14 protein-coding genes are annotated in these 18,451 nt (G+C 50.0%); 11 read left to right on the top strand and 3 right to left on the bottom strand.

Annotation, left to right across the window (positions count from 1 at the left end):
* Positions 1-54 precede the first annotated feature (54 nt).
* Together fba and ACTHRE_RS05725 are read left to right on the top strand one after the other, a co-directional pair.
* Positions 55-1,119, top strand: a complete 1,065-nt coding sequence (gene fba, locus ACTHRE_RS05730; RefSeq protein WP_003686828.1) for a class II fructose-bisphosphate aldolase — start codon at positions 55-57, stop codon at positions 1,117-1,119.
* 128 nt (positions 1,120-1,247) lie between these two features.
* Complete coding sequence (locus tag ACTHRE_RS05725; RefSeq protein WP_377072516.1) at positions 1,248-2,177, top strand: glycosyltransferase family 2 protein; 930 nt, start codon at positions 1,248-1,250, stop codon at positions 2,175-2,177.
* Between the two features lie 65 nt (positions 2,178-2,242).
* Here ACTHRE_RS05725 and ACTHRE_RS05720 read toward each other — a convergent pair whose 3' ends face one another.
* Positions 2,243-3,919 carry a formate--tetrahydrofolate ligase gene (locus ACTHRE_RS05720; RefSeq protein WP_070608530.1) on the bottom strand — a complete coding sequence of 559 codons (1,677 nt, stop codon included), beginning with the start codon at positions 3,917-3,919 and terminating at the stop codon, positions 2,243-2,245.
* Positions 3,920-4,097: 178 nt separating this feature from the next.
* Between ACTHRE_RS05720 and ACTHRE_RS05715 the strand changes: the two genes are divergently transcribed.
* Positions 4,098-4,529, top strand: a complete 432-nt coding sequence (locus ACTHRE_RS05715; RefSeq protein ID WP_003680126.1) for an EamA family transporter — start codon at positions 4,098-4,100, stop codon at positions 4,527-4,529.
* A gap of 75 nt (positions 4,530-4,604) precedes the next feature.
* Here the strand turns inward: ACTHRE_RS05715 and ACTHRE_RS05710 are convergent, their stop codons facing one another.
* The gene (locus tag ACTHRE_RS05710) at positions 4,605-5,747 is read right to left on the bottom strand and encodes an extracellular solute-binding protein (RefSeq protein WP_377072518.1); all 1,143 of its coding nucleotides are present in this window, start codon (positions 5,745-5,747) and stop codon (positions 4,605-4,607) included.
* Positions 5,748-6,055: 308 nt separating this feature from the next.
* Here ACTHRE_RS05710 and rpsT point away from each other — a divergent pair, with 308 nt between their 5' ends.
* From rpsT to lpxH, 6 genes are all read left to right on the top strand, one after another.
* The gene (gene rpsT, locus ACTHRE_RS05705) at positions 6,056-6,319 is read left to right on the top strand and encodes a 30S ribosomal protein S20 (RefSeq protein WP_002212556.1); all 264 of its coding nucleotides are present in this window, start codon (positions 6,056-6,058) and stop codon (positions 6,317-6,319) included.
* A gap of 167 nt (positions 6,320-6,486) precedes the next feature.
* Positions 6,487-7,626, top strand: coding sequence for a phospholipase A (locus tag ACTHRE_RS05700; RefSeq protein ID WP_377072520.1), 1,140 nt, complete (start codon positions 6,487-6,489; stop codon positions 7,624-7,626).
* A gap of 152 nt (positions 7,627-7,778) precedes the next feature.
* Positions 7,779-8,480 (top strand): DUF502 domain-containing protein, encoded by a 702-nt coding sequence (locus tag ACTHRE_RS05695; RefSeq protein ID WP_377072522.1) that lies wholly within the window; start codon positions 7,779-7,781, stop codon positions 8,478-8,480.
* A gap of 66 nt (positions 8,481-8,546) precedes the next feature.
* Positions 8,547-10,355 carry an aspartate--tRNA ligase gene (aspS, locus tag ACTHRE_RS05690; protein ID WP_070585093.1) on the top strand — a complete coding sequence of 603 codons (1,809 nt, stop codon included), beginning with the start codon at positions 8,547-8,549 and terminating at the stop codon, positions 10,353-10,355.
* Positions 10,356-10,594: 239 nt separating this feature from the next.
* Positions 10,595-11,980 (top strand): PIG-L deacetylase family protein, encoded by a 1,386-nt coding sequence (locus ACTHRE_RS05685; RefSeq protein WP_440344887.1) that lies wholly within the window; start codon positions 10,595-10,597, stop codon positions 11,978-11,980.
* Positions 11,981-12,132: 152 nt separating this feature from the next.
* A complete protein-coding gene (gene lpxH / locus ACTHRE_RS05680) occupies positions 12,133-12,843 on the top strand; it encodes a UDP-2,3-diacylglucosamine diphosphatase (protein WP_377072640.1) in 711 nt (236 codons plus the stop codon).
* Between the two features lie 71 nt (positions 12,844-12,914).
* On the opposite strand, the gene serB is transcribed toward lpxH, so the two are convergent.
* Positions 12,915-13,745, bottom strand: coding sequence for a phosphoserine phosphatase SerB (gene serB / locus ACTHRE_RS05675; protein ID WP_377072526.1), 831 nt, complete (start codon positions 13,743-13,745; stop codon positions 12,915-12,917).
* 558 nt (positions 13,746-14,303) lie between these two features.
* Between serB and ACTHRE_RS05670 the strand changes: the two genes are divergently transcribed.
* Both ACTHRE_RS05670 and ACTHRE_RS05665 read left to right on the top strand, forming a co-directional pair.
* Positions 14,304-16,511 (top strand): TonB-dependent siderophore receptor, encoded by a 2,208-nt coding sequence (locus tag ACTHRE_RS05670; RefSeq protein ID WP_377072528.1) that lies wholly within the window; start codon positions 14,304-14,306, stop codon positions 16,509-16,511.
* Between the two features lie 133 nt (positions 16,512-16,644).
* Entirely contained in the window at positions 16,645-18,348 is a 1,704-nt protein-coding gene (locus ACTHRE_RS05665) for an ABC transporter ATP-binding protein/permease (RefSeq protein WP_377072530.1), read from the top strand.
* The last annotated feature ends 103 nt before the right edge of the window (positions 18,349-18,451 follow it).

The following is an 18,451-nucleotide window of genomic DNA, read 5'->3' as shown; positions in this document are numbered from 1 at the left end:
AAAACATTATAATTTATTGGATAAATTTACCCTTCACTACTTCAGGAGCTCCTCATGGCACTCGTATCCATGCGCCAATTATTGGACCATGCTGCCGAAAACAGCTACGGTCTGCCCGCATTCAACGTTAACAACCTCGAACAGATGCGCGCCATCATGGAGGCGGCCGATCAAGTCAACGCCCCCGTTATCGTTCAAGCATCCGCAGGCGCACGCAAATACGCAGGTGCCCCATTCCTGCGCCATCTGATTTTGGCCGCAGTCGAAGAATTCCCGCACATCCCTGTCGTGATGCATCAAGACCACGGCGCATCTCCTGATGTGTGCCAACGCTCTATCCAACTGGGCTTCTCATCCGTGATGATGGACGGCTCGCTGATGGAAGACGGCAAAACCCCTTCTTCTTACGAATACAACGTCAACGCCACCCGTACCGTCGTTAACTTCTCCCACGCTTGCGGCGTGTCCGTTGAAGGCGAAATCGGCGTATTGGGCAACCTCGAAACCGGCGAAGCCGGCGAGGAAGACGGCGTCGGCGCAGTGGGCAAACTTTCCCACGACCAAATGCTGACCAGCGTCGAAGATGCCGTACGTTTCGTTAAAGATACCGGCGTTGACGCATTGGCTATTGCCGTCGGCACCAGCCACGGCGCGTACAAATTCACCCGTCCGCCCACAGGCGATGTATTGCGTATCGACCGCATCAAAGAAATCCACCAAGCCCTGCCTAACACCCACATCGTGATGCACGGCTCCAGCTCCGTTCCGCAAGAATGGCTGAAAGTCATCAACGAACACGGCGGCAAAATCGGTGAAACCTACGGCGTACCGGTTGAAGAAATCGTCGAAGGCATCAAACACGGCGTGCGCAAAGTCAACATTGATACCGACTTGCGCCTCGCCTCTACCGGTGCCATCCGCCGCTTCATGGCAGAAAACCCATCCGAATTCGACCCGCGCAAATACTTGAGCAAAACCGTCGAAGCCATGAAACAAATCTGTCTTGACCGCTACCTCGCATTCGGTTGCGAAGGCCAGGCTGACAAAATCAAACCGATTTCTTTGGAAAAAATGGCAACCAAATACGCCAAAGGCGAATTGAACCAAATCGTTAAATAATCCGTATCTCGGATTCACACTAAGGCCGTCTGAAAACTTGAAAATAAGGTTTCAGACGGCCTTAGCTTTTTGGAAATTTATAGTAAAATCTTCCACCGACTACACATCAAAACACATCGAAAGCAAACATGAAACTCGCCGTTATTTTGCCGGCCTATTGTGCCGAAGCTTATTTGCCCGAATGTTTGGACTCGGTATTGAATCAAACATTCCGTGACTTTTTCGTCATTGCCATCAACGATGCTTCAACAGATAAAACCGGCGAAATCCTCGAAGCTTACGCAACCAAAGATTCACGTTTGCAGGTTTTCCACCTTCCGGAAAACAGGGGTGAGCCGTTTGCCTGCCAATTTGCCATGGATCTGCTCAAAGACGTAGAGGTCGAATATGTGGCACGAATGGACGCGGACGATATTTGCGCCTTGGATCGTTTTGAAAAACAAATTCAATTCTTAGACAGCCATCCCGAAATCGATATTGTCGGCAGCCAAGCCACCATCTTTTTCGACGACCAAACCGGAAGAGAACCCGTTTTAAGTGACCTCCCCCTGCTCGACAAAGACATTAAAGCCTTTCTCTCCTTTGCCGCCCAAAACATGTTCAACCCCACCACCATGTGGCGGCACGACAGCATTAAAAACCTCAGGATAAACTACACCGCGACAGAAACCGCTCCCGATTTCCATATGTGGGTGCAATGCGCCCTACATGGCAAAACCTTTGCCAACCTGCCCGAGCCTTTGTTGTCATACAGGATACATCAAACTCAAGAAAGCAAAAAAAGAGACAAAATCAGCAGATCCGTCCAATACACCATGGAGTTGTGGATCAGTCATCTCTTCCCTGATTTGAACGCGACGGAAGTAACGCTCTTAAGCCGCATCTTGTACGAAAAGCAACTGCGCTTGACCACTGAAGAGCTGAAAACCATTTTTGCCGCTTATGACAGAATCAGCAAAGACCGCAGCATTTCATTGTTTGGCGAAGACCGCAATACCATGTTCGACATGATAGACAATTTCTTCAATTTCTTAAAAAGCCGGTTGAAATTCACTTAAATTATAAAAGGCCGTCTGAAACCTCGGTTTCAGACGGCCTTTATCTATTTCGAAATCAATCTAAATCAGAACAAGCCGTGAATCACGCCTTCTGCGTCCACATCAATTTTCTCGGCAGCCGGAACTTTCGGCAGACCCGGCATTTTCATCATATTGCCGCACAGCGCAACGATGAAGCCTGCACCGGAAGAAACGGTAATGCCGCGCACGGTAATGCGGAAGCCTTCGGGGCAGCCCAACAGTTTGGCGTTGTCGCTCAAAGAGTATTGGGTTTTCGCCATGCAGATCGGCATTTTGTCCAAGCCCAGTTTTTCCAGTGAAGCGATTTCGGCAGACGCTTCCGCGCTGAAATCAACATCTTCCGCGCCGTACACTTTTTGGGCAATCGCACGGATTTTGTCTTTAATGCTCAGCTCAACATCGTAGGAGAAATTGAAGTTGTTCGGTTGGTTTTCGATGGCATTGACAACTTTGTGAGCCAAGTCTGCACCACCCGCGCCGCCTTTGCCCCATACTTCAGTCAGGGAAACTTCAACGCCGTGTTCCGCGCAGGCTTTTTCAATCATGGCCAACTCGGCATCTGAGTCGGACACAAAGCGATTGATGGCAACCACCACAGGCAGGCCGAATACGTTTTTCAGGTTGGAAATGTGTTTCAGCAGATTAGGCAGACCTTTTGCCAAGGCTTCGAGGTTTTCTTCGCCGAGGTTGGCACGCTCCACGCCGCCGTTGTATTTCAAAGCGCGGACAGTGGCCACGACAACAGCCGCATCAGGTTTCAAATCTGCCAGACGGCATTTGATGTCGCAGAATTTTTCCGCACCCAAATCCGCGCCGAAGCCTGCTTCGGTTACGGCATAATCGGCAAGGTGTTTCGCCAAACGGGTGGCCGTTACAGAGTTACAGCCGTGGGCGATGTTGGCAAACGGGCCGCCGTGTACAAAGGCCGGAGTACCTTCGATGGTTTGCACCAAGTTAGGCTTAATCGCATCTTTGAGCAATGCCGCCATCGCGCCATTCGCTTTCAAATCTTTGGCATAAACAGGGCTGCCGTCTTTGGCGTAGGCAACAAGGATGTTACCCAAACGCTCTTTCAAATCGCTGATGTCTTTGGCAAGACAGAATACCGCCATCACTTCAGAGGCAACGGTAATGTCAAAACCATCGGGACGCATCACGCCGTCAACAGGTTTGCCCATACCATCGATGATGTTGCGTAACTGGCGGTCGTTCATATCGACCACGCGACGCCACAGCACGCGTTTCGGATCGATGTTCAACTCATTGCCTTGATAGATATGGTTATCGAGCATGGCGGCGAGCAGGTTATTCGCCGCACCGATGGCGTGGAAGTCGCCGGTAAAGTGCAGGTTGATGTCTTCCATCGGCAAAACTTGGGCATAGCCGCCGCCTGCCGCACCGCCTTTAACACCAAACACCGGACCCAAAGAAGGCTCGCGCAGAGCAATAACCGAGTCTTTGCCGATATGGCGCAATGCGTCCGCCAAACCGATAGTTACAGTGGTTTTACCCTCACCCGCAGGAGTCGGATTAATGGCGGTCACCAAAATCAGACGGCCTTGTTTTTGCGGCAGCTTGAATGCCTCGGCAGGATTGATTTTGGCTTTGTAATGACCATAGGGCTCGATGTTGTCAACGTTCAAACCCAGCTTGGCGGCAATTTCACCAATCGGGCGCATGGTGGAAGACTGGGCAATTTCAGCATCGGTTTTGAAGCTCATGATTTTCCTTTATTGAGAGAGGGAAAGGCCGTCTGAAACAATATAATAAAGACGGCTGGAAGAAAAAGAATATTAGTTCTATTATAGCGTTTTCCAAAGACAAACCGCAGTGAAAATTTCGATATTTCATCAACAAGCGGATTCATATTGTCAACAATTTGAAACAAAGGAATAAAATATGAGCAGCAACGCATGGCTATTTTGGGCATTGGCATCGGCAGGCTTCGCCTCATTGACCGCCATTTTCGCCAAAATGGGTTTACAGGGCATAGATTCGGATTTCGCCACATTTATCCGCACCTTGGTCATCCTCGCCGCCTTGGTATTGTTTTTAACCTACACCGGCAAATGGCAGGGCGTGAACGGCTTTACCGGCCGCAACTGGACATTCCTCATCCTATCCGGCCTCGCTACCGGCGCATCTTGGCTTGCCTACTTCAAAGCCCTGCAACTGGGCAACGCATCGCAAGTCGCACCCGTCGACAAATTCAGCCTGGTCCTAGTTGCCCTGATGGCCGTCGTTTTCTTAGACGAACGCCCAAGTACGCAGGAATGGATAGGCTTAGGCTTGGTAACCGCAGGCGTATTGACTTTGGCTTTGAAACGATAAAGATTGGGACATCAAAAAAGGCCGTCTGAAAAATTTCAGACGGCCTTTGCTTTGCTTCAAACAATCAGCTCACAATTAATTTGAACCGACTTTGATTTTTTGCCACAAGTTAACAGACAGTTTTTTCGCATCTGCGCTCATTTGAGGCATAACGAAACCGTCTTTCATGTCTTGCTCGTTCGGGAAAATAGAACGTGTGTTCACCAGCTCGGCAGGCATTTTTTCGCGTGCAGGTTTGCTGGCCGGTGCGAAGGTTACGGCAATACCGTTTTTCGCAGCCACTTCGGGATCAAGTGTGTAGTTGATGTATTTGTGGGCATTGACGATGTTTTTCGCATCGGCCGGAATCAGCCAAGATTCAATCCAGAAGCCCATGCCTTTCGGAGTCAACACTTCGATGCCGACATTGTTTTTCACTTCTTCAGAACGCGCTTTGGCCAAGTTCAAGTCGCCGCCGTTACCTGCCGCCAAGCAAATGTCGCCGCGCGCCAATTCGTCAATGATGGAAGGGCTGAAACGTTTTACATCAGGACGGATGGCTTTCAACACTTCTGCCGCCGCTTTCAAATCTTCAGGATTCGAGCCTTTAGGATCTTTACCCAAGTAGTTCAACAAGATTGGGAACATTTCGCTCGGGGTATCCCACAAAGCGATGCCGCAAGATTTCAGCTTGTTGGTGTATTCAGGTTTGAACAGCAAATCCCAGCCGTTTTCAGGCAATTTTCCGCCCAAAAGCTCCTTGCCTTTCGCGGTAATCGCCAAAGTGTTCACACCGGAGAAATAAGGAACGGCGTATTGATTGCCCGGGTCGGCGGTTTCCAACATCTTCAGCAATTCAGGGTCGATGTTTTTGTAGTTCGGAATCAGATCCTTATTGATTTTTTGGTATGCACCTGCCTCAATTTGGCGCGGCAGGAAGGCAATACCGGGCACAACCAAGTCATAGCCGGATTTGCCGGTCAGCATTTTGGCTTCCAGCGTTTCGTTGTTTTCATACAAATCGTAAGTCAGCTTCAAATTGTTGGCTTTTTTGAAGTCTTCGACTGTACTTTCGTCAACGTAGTTTGACCAGTTGTAGATATTCAAAGTATCGGTAGCGGCTGCCTCGGCATTGGCAGCAGGCGCGCTGCCTGCTTGAGGTTGCTCGGCTTTTTTCTCGCCACCGCCGCACGCGGCCAAAGACAATGCGGCCAATACGGCTAATACAGATTTTTTCATACGGGCAGATTCCTGATGAAAGAGTGGTTAATGTCAATAAATAAGAAACCCTGCACCCCATAAACACCCCGGCGCAGAGTTAGGCTATTGTAATGGAAACGTAAGCAAACGAAAAGCAATATCCATCTGATTTTTATTGAAATAAGGCAGAGCAACATCATCTTTTTCCCAAAAGCGTTGCACCGGCTGTCGTTTTTGGGCAAAATACGGCTGATTTGCGCGCGTTTATAGAGAAAAAGCTTGCATACAAGGAAATCTGTCTTTAAAATTGCGCGTTTACAGAATTTATTTTTCAGGAGATATTCAATATGGCAAACAGCGCACAAGCCCGCAAACGTGCCCGCCAGTCGGTTAAACAACGCGCCCACAACGCCAGCCTGCGTACTGCATTCCGTACCGCTGTGAAAAAAGTGTTGAAAGCAGTTGAAGCCGGCGACAAAGCTGCTGCTCAAGCAGTTTACCAAGAATCCGTTAAAGTCATCGACCGTATCGCTGACAAAGGCGTATTCCACAAAAACAAAGCAGCCCGTCATAAAAGCCGTCTGTCTGCTAAAGTAAAAGCTTTGGCTTAATACTGACGCAGATGCCGGAAATCCTGACAACCAAAGCAGGATAATCGAGCTGATACGATGCCCCTGAGGTCTTGCCTTTCAGGGGCATTGCCGTATTCACAGCCCAAACCGACTAAATAAAACCATTTACCCTTTCATCAGGCCGTCTGAAAACAACGGAAACTCTCATGAACAAGATGTTGAAACATTCCCTAAGTATCGGATTCATTGTCGCCGCCCCACTGGCCGCCGCCGATACCGCCCTACACTGCACCACCATTCAAGACAACGCCACCCGTTTGGCGTGTTACGACAACATCTACTCGGCGCAACTCCCCCCTCAATCCCCACTGTCGCAAGTGCAAACCGAAACCGCCAAAACACCGGTTGACCTCGAAAAAAGCGTGCGCAAGAGCATTGAGAAAAAAGAAGCAGCCATCGTATTCGACAACCCTACCCATCCGAATATTTCAGACGACGTATTAAGCGAAACTGCCGACAGCTACACGCCTTTAAGCCTGATGTACGATTTGGATAAAAACGACACACGCGGCCTATTGAGCGTACGCGAGCACAACCCTATGTACCTCATGCCCGTTTGGTACAACAGCAGCCCCAACTATTACCCGGAATCCCCCAGCCGCGGCGTAACCACACAGGAAAAATTCAGCGAGCAAAAACGCCTCGAAACCAAAATGCAGGTTTCCTTCAAAAGCAAGATTGCCGAAGATTTATTCAAAACCCGTGCCGACGTATGGTTTGGCTACACCCAAAAATCCGACTGGCAAATCTTTAACCAAGGCCGCAAATCCGCACCGTTCCGCAACACCGACTACGAGCCTGAAATCTTCATTACCCAACCCGTTAAAGCAGACCTGCCTTTCGGCGGCAAACTGCGTATGGTTGGCGCAGGTTTTGTTCACCAATCCAACGGTCAAAGCCGCCCGGAATCGCGATCATGGAACCGGGTTTACGCCATGGCAGGCATGGAATGGGGCAAGCTGACCATTATTCCTAGAGTTTGGATGCGCGCCTTCGACCAAAAAGGGGATGACGATGACAATCCGGACATCAACAAATACATGGGCTACGGCGACTTGAAAGTCCAATACCGCTTCAATGACAAACAAAATGTTTATTCCGTCCTGCGTTACAACCCGAAAAGCGGACGCGGCGCCGTTGAAGCGGCCTATACTTTTCCCATCAAAGGCAAACTCAAAGGCGTTGTCCGCGGCTTCCACGGCTACGGCGAAAGCCTGATTGACTACAACCACAAACAAAACGGCATCGGCTTCGGCCTGATGTTCAACGACTGGGACGGCATCTAAATGACCCCATATTGTTTCAGACGGCCTTTGCAATCAAGGCGGCCGTCTGAAACAATAAAACAAAACAAGCCATTCGTTTAAAATACTCGTTTCCTAGCGTCCAAACGCGTATAATGCAAAGTTTGGGCAAAACTTGCCGGAATGAAACAAAGATGACAGAAGCCGCAGCCGAAAGCGGAAAAATCGCCAAGGCTTTAAAGAAATACCTGATTACAGGCGTGCTGGTTTGGTTGCCGATTGCCGTAACCATTTGGGCGATGACCTACATCATATCCGCCGCCGACAGACTGATCAGCCTATTGCCGGAAAGCTGGCAGCCCCAGCATTTCTGGGGGTTCAACATTCCCGGCTTGGGCATCGTCGCCGCCACAGTCGTCTTGTTCGTTACCGGCGTATTCGCCGCCAACGTATTGGGCAGGCGGATTCTCGGCGCATGGGACAGCCTTTTAGGACGCATTCCCGTCGTCAAATCCATCTACTCCAGCGTTAAAAAAGTTTCCGAATCCCTGCTCTCCGACAGCAGCCGCTCGTTCAAAACCCCCGTACTGGTTCCCTTTCCACAACCGGGCATTTGGACGATAGCCTTTGTTTCCGGCCATATTCCCGCCAAACTCAAAGGCAGCCTGCCGCAAGATGACGACTATATTTCTGTTTACGTCCCAACCACACCCAACCCGACCGGCGGCTATTACATCATGGTTAAAAAAAACGACGTTCGCGAGCTGGACATGAGCGTGGATCAGGCATTGAAATATGTAATTTCACTGGGCATGGTCATGCCGGACGACTTACCGGTTAAAGCCCTATCTGCCCAAAAACCGTCAGAAGACGGTGATACCGAACATAACAATTAAGGTCTTCTTTTTTTTCAGACGGCCTTTCCTTCTTTTTTAAATTGAACAATATAAAAAGGTGATTTTATGCGTACCAACTATTGCGGCCTTATCAGCGAGCAATACTTAGACCAAACCGTTACCGTCAAAGGCTGGGTACACCGCCGACGCGACCACGGCGGTGTGATTTTTATCGACCTGCGCGACCGCGAAGGCATCGTTCAAGTCGTTATCGACCCTGACACTCCGGAAGCATTTGCCGCTGCCGACTCTTCCCGCAACGAATATGTTTTGAGCATTACCGGCCGCGTACGCAACCGTCCTGAAGGCACAACCAACGACAAAATGATTTCCGGCAAAATCGAAATCCTTGCCAAAGAAATCGAAGTTTTGAACGCTGCCGCTACGCCTCCGTTCCAAATCGACGACGAAAACATCAGCGAAAACGTTCGCCTGACCAACCGCGTTATCGACTTGCGCCGTCCTGCCATGCAACGCAACCTGCGTCTGCGTTACCAAGTCGCCATGGGCGTTCGCCGCTACTTGGACGCGCAAGGCTTCATCGACATCGAAACACCGATGCTGACCCGCTCCACTCCGGAAGGCGCACGCGACTACCTCGTACCAAGCCGCGTTCATCCGGGCGAATTCTTCGCTCTGCCGCAATCTCCACAATTGTTCAAACAACTGTTGATGGTTGCTGGTTTCGACCGTTACTACCAAATCACCAAATGTTTCCGTGACGAAGACTTGCGTGCCGACCGTCAACCTGAATTCACTCAAATCGACTTGGAAACCTCGTTCTTAAACGAGGATGAAATCATGGACATCACTGAAGGCATGGCCAAACAAGTCTTCAAAGATGCCTTGAATGTAGATTTGGGCGACTTCCCACGCATGCCTTACTCTGAAGCCATGTTCTACTACGGCTCTGACAAACCGGACATGCGCATCAACTTGAAATTTACCGAATTGACCGATCTGATGAAAACGGAAGAATTCAAAGTCTTCCGTGGTGCAGCCGACATGAAAGGCGGCCGCGTAGTCGCTCTGCGTGTACCGAACGGCGCGAAATTCAGCCGCAAAGAAATCGACGAATATACTAAATTTGTCGGCATCTACGGCGCGAAAGGTCTGGCATACATCAAAGTAAACGATATCAGCAACCTTTCCAACGGCGAAGACAGCGGCCTGCAATCTCCAATCGTGAAATTCCTGTCCGAAAACGCTCTGAAAGAAATCATCGAGCGTACCGGCGCACAAAACGGCGACATCATTTTCTTCGGCGCGGACAAAACCAAAGTCGTGAACGAAGCCATCGGCGCATTGCGTATTAAAGTCGGCTTGGAACACGGCAAAGACAACGGCTACTTCGTAGACGAATGGAAACCTTTGTGGGTTGTCGATTTCCCAATGTTTGAATACGACGAAGAAGCCGACCGCTACGTTGCCGTACACCATCCGTTTACCGCGCCAAAAGAAGGTCATGAAGACCTGATGGTTTCCGACCCTGCAAACTGCTTGGCCCGTGCCTACGACATGGTATTGAACGGCTGGGAAATCGGCGGTGGCTCTATCCGTATCCACCGTGCAGACGTACAAGAGAAAGTGTTTGCCGCGCTGAAAATCAGCCCTGAAGAGCAACAAGAGAAATTCGGTTTCCTCTTGGACAACCTGAAATTCGGCGCGCCTCCTCACGGCGGCCTTGCATTCGGTCTCGACCGTCTGGTTACCCTGATGACCGGTGCCGAATCTATCCGCGACGTGATTGCCTTCCCGAAAACACAACGTGCACAATGTCTGCTGACCAATGCACCTAATGTGGTCGACGACAAACAACTTCGAGAGTTGAGCCTGCGTCTGCGTCAGAAAGCAGTTGAAACAAAAGAAGCATAATTTACCGGCTTAACCTTTAAAATATCAAGGCCGTCTGAAATTTTTGAAATTTCTTTCAAATCTTTCAGACGGCCTTTCTACATTTTGGTCGTTTATATATAATCAACCCGCAAACTGTTTTATTTTAAACGTTTTCTTTAATGACGTTAGAGTACAAAAAACAACCGTTTGTAAGAAAAACAAACAAATAGACTTCGCAAGCAATATCATAGCTGTTATAACAATAAAGGAACCTGACAATGTTTCTGATACTAATTGGGCTGATACTGATTTTTTTTGTTACTTTGTTTATTATTACTTCTATTATTCATAAAAAACAGTTCGCCTACGACACACACCAAGATTATAACTATCCCTCCCTTCCCTCTACCGCGCATGCCATCCTCAAAGGTGGCAGCCTGACTTTGCCCGCCACTATCAGCGGGCAAGATACCGTTATTGCCAAAATCCGCATCAAATCGACTTGGGCAGGATTGCTGATACTGCCTTTTGTTGAAACCATTTCATCTAAAGGCAGATGGAAGCAATATTTCGAATACGGCGCAAAAGGCGTGCGCTATATCAATCTGAGCGACACCTTCTCCGACAGCGACAAAACCATCCGCCTGGAAGGCAAATACCTGTCCTTACCAGATCAAGAAATCGAACTCTCTGTTTATCCGCGTGAAAACCTCGACGGCAAAAAAATCCTTGTCCTCGCGCCTCATGCTGACGATGCTGAACTCGGCGCATACGGTTTGTACGAAAAACACGCCGCCAATTCAATGATCTGCACTTTAACCGCCAGCGAAGGCGGCAGCTTCCACTATGGCAATCTTTACAGCACATGCGACTTCGACACCCAGGCACAATATCTGCAAAAAGGCCGGATGCGCGTTTGGAACAGCCTAGCCGTTCCCCTTTTGGCCGGCGTGCCGTCTGAAAACATCCTGCAGCTGGGCTACTTCGACAGCACATTGACCGCCATGCGCCAAAATCCGGAAAAAGAGATTAAATCGACCAAAATCGATACGACCGATGTCGATATTTTCCGCAGTGCCAATACCTCCCCATTGGCGAAACATCTCAAACTCGGCTCTACTTGGAACAGCTTGGTAGACAACCTTAGCTATCTGATAGAAACATTCCAGCCGGATATTATCGTGACGCCGTCCCCAAATATTGATACGCATCCCGACCATCAACATACTGCGCTGGCCGCCATCGAAGCCCTGCGTAAAATCGATTACCGCCGCGGCAATCTGTTTTTGCACACCATACATTATCTGAGCGACGACTTCCCTATCGGCAAAGTAGGCTCTTCCCTCAGCCTGCCGCCGCCCTCCGAGCAACCGTTTTACTTCCAAAGCATCTATTCCCATCCTTTGGATAAAGAAGAGCAAAACCGCAAACTCCTCGCCCTTGATGCCATGAACGACATCCGTCCCAATTCAGACGGCTATATGCGTTGGAGCACCATGATATTCAAAGGCTTAAACAAACTGCGACACCATGTCCTCCATCTCGACAAAGACTTGGTCAACCGCTTTGTTCGCAGCAACGAATTCTTCTATACCGTCCCCATTAGCGACTTGTACCAAGAAGAGACACTGAAACAAATCACCTATCAGGGCAAAGCCCAATAAACCAAAAGGCCGTCTGAAAAGATGTTTCAGACGGCCTTTATCACACCAAATCAAAATAATAAAATCACTGCATTACAAACGAAAAACACCAAGCCCAAATCCAAATGCGGCAACCCAAGTTATAATAAAACCCTTCCCACACGTCCCACATCATCATGCCGATTTACTTCATCGCCGATTTGCACCTGAGCGAATCCCATCCTCAACTGACCGCACTCTTCCAGAAATTTATGCAAGAAAAAGCCATTCATGCCCAAGCCGTATACATTCTTGGCGACCTTTTCGATTTTTGGATCGGCGATGACGAAAACAGCCCTTTGGTTCAAACCATCAAACAAACCATCCGCGACCTGACCAAGCGCGGCGTCGCCTGCTATTTTATCCATGGCAACCGCGACTTCCTCATCGGCAAAGCCTTCGCCCGCGATACCGGCATGACCTTACTGCCCGAGTACGCCGTTATCGACCTGTTCGGCACTCCCACCCTGCTCTGTCACGGAGACACTCTCTGCACCGACGACCATTCTTATCAAAAATTCCGCCGTACCGTCCATCAAAAATGGCTGCAAGGCCTGTTCCTGCTCCTGCCGCTCACACTCCGACTGAACATCGCCACCAAAATCCGCAAGCAGAGCAAACAGGACAAGCAACACAAAACCGCCGACATCATGGACGTCAATCCGGCCTTTACCCACGAAACCGTCCAACGCTTCCACACGCCCCTGCTCATCCACGGCCATACCCACCGCGAAAACATCCATCGCAACGCCGATTACACCCGCATCGTACTTGGCGACTGGCGCGACAATTACGCCTCCATTCTCGAAGTCGATGCCGAAGGCTACCGTTTTATCGCCTTATAAAACATCAGGCCGTCTGAAAACCGGTTTCCCGATTGTTCAGACGGCCTGACTGACAAATATCCTCAACCAGTTTACGCAAACCAACCGCGTATCCGCTCCAATCCACCAAAGCGCACACACGCATCCGCATTCGCTTCAGTTTTTGGTTTCGCCCGATAAGCAATGCCGAATCCCGCCTCCCGTATCATCGGAATATCGTTCGCACCATCACCCATCGCCACCACCTGCCACGGAGCCAAACCCAGACGCTCACGGTATTCACGCAACAAATCCGTCTTAGCCTGCGCATCGATAATCCGCCCTTTCAGACGGCCTGTCAGCTTGCCGTTTTCCACTTCCAACACATTCGCAAAATGGAAATCCAAGCCCAAACGCCGTTGTAGGCGTTCCGTAAAGAACGTAAATCCGCCCGACACCAGCATAAACTTCACATCATTCCGTTTACACTCTTCCAACAAAAATTCTGCGCCCGGCGACAGCTGCAACACATTCTCGTACACCTCTTCCAACACGCGCTCGTCCAAACCGGCCAGCAAAGCCACACGCTTGCGCAAAGACTGCTCAAAGTCCAGCTCGCCGCGCATCGACTGCTCCGTAATCGCTGCCACTTCATCCTTCAGCCCGACACCGGCCGCAATCTCATCCACGCACTCAATCGTAATCAGCGTCGAATCCATATCGCTGACAATCAGTCCCAAATCAGCAAAAGCCACATCCGGCAACACCGCACCATCTATCTGCTGCACAATCAACGCAGCCCGCATCTCGTCCGTCAATTCAAAATCATCATCAACCGGCAGACGCAACACCGACTTTCCTGATGGCGCAGACACTAAACCGCCAAAGGCCGACCAGTCGCAAACGCCCAAATCCCCATGCTGCAACACCAAAACTTTCTTCATCTCATTCTCCTCATACCTCAAAACCTTTACAAACATATCAGGTACACATTCAACTAAAAACTACAAAACCGTATTTTTGCAAAAGCCTTAAAAAACCAAAACAGCATTATAGCCGAACAACCCCGGCAATTTTCAGACGGCCTGTAAACAATTCAGCTAGAGCTACCAATGCCAATCCCTGCATCAACTAACCAAGCAATTACTCAAAAATTTGATTTTAGGCAAGCCGACTAAAATTTTTGCCAGTAACAGGCAACTTCTGTTGATTTTTCTTACAATTTCGATATAGTTCTTTATGGCTAGTTTGATACCACCCTTTGTATCTAGTTTTCATTGCATTACCACCTCCATTCGTTGCCAACGGCTCCCTTTCCGGCGGCAACTTTTTTTGACCCGATGGTTTGGCAAAATCGAAATTGAATCAAATAAAATGATTCGGAGATTTAAATTTAATTTTTAAAACAAAATGGATTATAAAAAATAACTGCTCAATTTAAACAGATATTGCCGCCAATATTTAAAAACAAACAGATCTTTCTTTATCAAGGACCTCATCAAATGCATCATTCTGAAAAACTATTCAAACTGAGCACACTTGCCCTCTGCCTTGCCGCATTGCCCCAAGCCGCACAAGCTGCCGAAGAGGTACGGCAGGCTGAAGTGGAACAAGTTACCGTTGTCGGCAAAAACAAAAGCTTGCGCACTGAAAGTCAAAACAGCTACACAGTATCCGCCCTGCGCTCAACCACGGGGCTGGTCCTCTCTCCGCGGGAAATCCCCCAATCCGTCAGCGTCATTACTAAAAAACAAATTGAAGACCAAGGCATCACCGACTTAGAAGGTGCGTTGCAAAACGCTACCGGCATCAATGTTTTCAAAAGCGGCGGACGCACGCATTTCATGTCGCGCGGCTATTTTATCGAACAATTTGAAGAAGACGGCATTGCCACGCAACTCGGCTCTCCCGGAGGATTCGGCTTAGGCGGCCCGGCCGGCGACCCGACCAGTGCAACCGATATGGCAATGTACGACCACATTGAAGTAGTGCGCGGTGCGGCAGGTTTGACACAGGCAAACAACGAACCCGGCGGCACGGTAAACGCCGTCCGTAAAAAACCAACTGCAAAACGCCAGCTTTCCGCTGATTTGATGGCAAACTCATGGGGCAAAGTAAACAGCGTCTTTGATGCATCCGGTACCTTAAGCCAAGAGCACGGCCTGCGCGGACGCTTTGTCGGTTCCGTAGGCAGCAACAAAACCTTCAAAGACCAATCCGGCGGACGCGACATCCTTCTGTATGGCGTGATGGACAAAGACATCGGCGACAACAGCAAACTTACCTGGGGCGCAAGCTATCTCAACCAAACTGAAACACCTGATCCTGACGGCCTGCCTATGCGTGCAGACGGCAAAGAGTGGAAACGCAGCCGCTATCTAGGTGCGGATTGGAACGAAGCTCGCCTGAAAAAATACAATCTTTTTGCCGAGTTTGAACATTATTTCAACAACAACTGGAAACTGAGCAGCAAGTTGGACTGGCGTAAAAACACCAGTTCAAAAGAATATTACACGCTGGGCGGCACAGGTAACGGTATCGGTACAGACGGCCTGGGAACCACATACAGCTTCGACCGTTACGATGCAGGCAACCGCCAGTTCACTTTCCAAAACAACCTGACCGGCCGCATCTTCGCTTTCGGCCAAAATCACGACCTCTTCTTCATGCACAGTTATTCCAAAGAGAACGTGAATTCAAGCAACCGCTGGCTCAACGACAGCAGCAACTATGACGCAGATGCCTTTAACGGCAGCGAGAAAGCCAAACCCGATTGGGATTCTGCCACAGCCAAAGCCCGTGGCGGCGACGGCCGTTATACTACCCATGCCTTCGGTTTGGGCGCGCGCATCAATCCTACCGACAAACTACACATCATCGCAGGCGGACGCTACACCAGCTGGAAACGCGACTACTATTGGGATCGCGACCTCAAAGACGGGGCAGCAGGTTCATCAGACTCGCTCAAACGCAACCGCTTCGTTCCTTATGCCGGCATCACTTACGACATCACGCCTAAACAAAGTATTTACGCCGCCTATACGTCCATCTTCAAACAAACGATGAACCGCGACTACAACGACAACCTACTGCCGCCGATTATGGGTCGCAACTACGAACTCGGTTGGAAAGGCGAATGGAACGAAGGCCGTCTGAATACTTCCGTCGCCCTCTACCGCACCGACAAAGACAACAACAACCAACGCGTTAATGCGAAACCGCACGCCTACTGGGAACCGCTCAACCAAAGCAGCCGCGGCTTGGATGCCGAAATCTCCGGCAGCCTGACCGACCGTTGGCAAGTTTACGCAGGCTACACCTTCAACCGCAGCACCAACCGCAGCAGCGTTACCGGCAATGTTGAATCGCGCCGAAAAGGCTACAACTTCAGCAGCCATACGCCGAAGCATATGTTCCGCCTCTACACCAGCTATGTCCTGCCGGTGGATGACGGCAAATGGACGGTCGGTCTTGGCTTGAAGAGCAGCAGCAAAACCTCCAATTCCTACGGCTCCATCAAGCAAGGCGGCTACACCATTTGGAATACCAACGTCCAATACCGTCCGAGCAAAAACCTGCAACTGGGACTGGCAATCAACAACCTGACCGACAAACGCTACTACGAAAACCAATACAGCCGTGCCGCCAACAGCGGCAACTTCTACGGCGAACCGCGCAATGCCGTGTTCAGCCTGAAGTGGAAAATGTAAATAGCAGCATAGCAAGCACGGGTTGACCGCTCATTTTTTAAAAGCATAAACCAACTATTGCTGATAAAAAGGCCGTCTGAAAGTACAATTTCACTTTCAGATGGCCATTCGCACGCATTCACAAGCATTCATCATGAATACGCTCAAAAAATTCTTTTACCTTGCCCACCCTTTTTGGTCAGGGGCACACGGCCGCCTCCAATGGCTGATGCTCGCCGTCCTCATCGGCTTTACCCTTTGCTCCATCACCATCAGCGTTTGGATTGCCGCATGGGACAAACGCTTCTATGACGCGCTGGCCGCGTTTGACGGCGCATCCATGCCATCACTCATTGTCGAATACCTCGGCTATATGGCGATGGTTATCGGCTGTATCGTTTGTGCCGACTGGCTGCAAAAACGCCTCATCTTCCGTTGGCGCACCCATCTGACCGATCAATTTCAAAAAAACTGGCTCGAAGGCCACAAACACTACCGCCTGCGCCTGACAGGCGAACCGGACAACCCCGACCAACGTATCGCTGAAGACATCTACCTGCTTGCCGACAAAAGCATCAGCCTCTTTCGCTCCTTCATCAACAACGTTGCCAAATTCAGCGCATTCGTCGCCGTACTGTGGACGCTCTCCGGCATACAGACTTTCAACATCGGCGGATACAGCATTACCGTTTACGGCTATCTTGTCTGGGTTGCCCTGATTTATTCCATCTTCAGCACCATCATCGCCCATCTTGTCGGCCGCAAACTGAAAAACCTCAATATCGACCGCCAGCACCGCGAAGCCGACTACCGCGCAGCCCTTTTACGCGTACGCGACCATGCCGAACAAATCGCCTTCTACAACGGCGGCGAAGCGGAAACAGGCCGTCTGAAACAATGTTATCTACGCATCCGCGACAACTGGCGACGGCTGACCAACTGCGAATTCCGCCAAGAAACCTTCTGGGCGACCTATGTGCGCATCAGCATCTTCATCCCCATCCTCGCCACCCTGCCCATGTACCTCGCCAAAACCATGACCTTCGGCGACATGATGCAGACCCGCACATCATTTGCACGCGTTCAAGACAGTTTTGGCTGGTTTACTGACGCATACCGCCGCCTGATTGAATGGGCGGCAGTCATCGAACGGCTTTCCGGTTTTCAGACGGCCTTGGAACAAGCAGAACAAAAAAGCCCCTCCCTTCAGTCACACCAAACAGATTTGCCGCATCATCGCGGCAAGGCAGTCCTGCAAAACCTTACCATCCACACCCAAACCGGCACCCCCCTGCTCTCCGGCATCAGCCTTGAAGCCCATGCCCCTGAATGGCTATTGCTCAAAGGCAAAAGCGGCATCGGCAAATCCACGCTGCTTCGCGTGCTTGCCGGTTTATGGCCGTATTATCACGGCAGTTTTTCCCTTGAAGGCAGCCGCCTGTTTTTCCCGCAACGCCCTTACCTGCCTACCGATACCCTGCGTCAAACCGTCAGCTACCCTTACTCAGCCTGCCAAGACGACCATTTGATTCAAACCGTTTTGGAACAAGTCGGCTTAAGCAGCCCCACGGGTAGGCTGCACACGTTGATGAACGATTTGGACACTTCATGCGAATGGCACGGCATCCTCTCCGGCGGCGAACAACAACGCCTCAGCCTTGCACGAGCACTGCTGCACAAACCGCAAATCCTGTTCCTAGATGAAGCCACCAACCAGCTTGATGACGAATCCGCCCTGATGTTGATGCAGACCCTCAAGCAACATTTGCCCGATACTTTGGTCATCGGCATCAGCCACCAACCCAAGATTCAAGCCCTGTTTGATAGTTCCCTGAATTTGAATGAAAAGATTATTTAAATGTTAAAATGTGCAAAGTACTTGCTTTCAACTCTAACAAGGAATATAGTACTAAGTAACTAGTTCTTATTGATGAGAGCTATTCCTTGGATACTTGCCTCCG

Source organism: Neisseria sp. P0001.S007, from assembly GCF_051963655.1.
In the GTDB taxonomy this organism is placed as follows: domain Bacteria; phylum Pseudomonadota; class Gammaproteobacteria; order Burkholderiales; family Neisseriaceae; genus Neisseria; species Neisseria subflava_A.
This window is presented reverse-complemented; position numbering and strand designations above follow the sequence as displayed.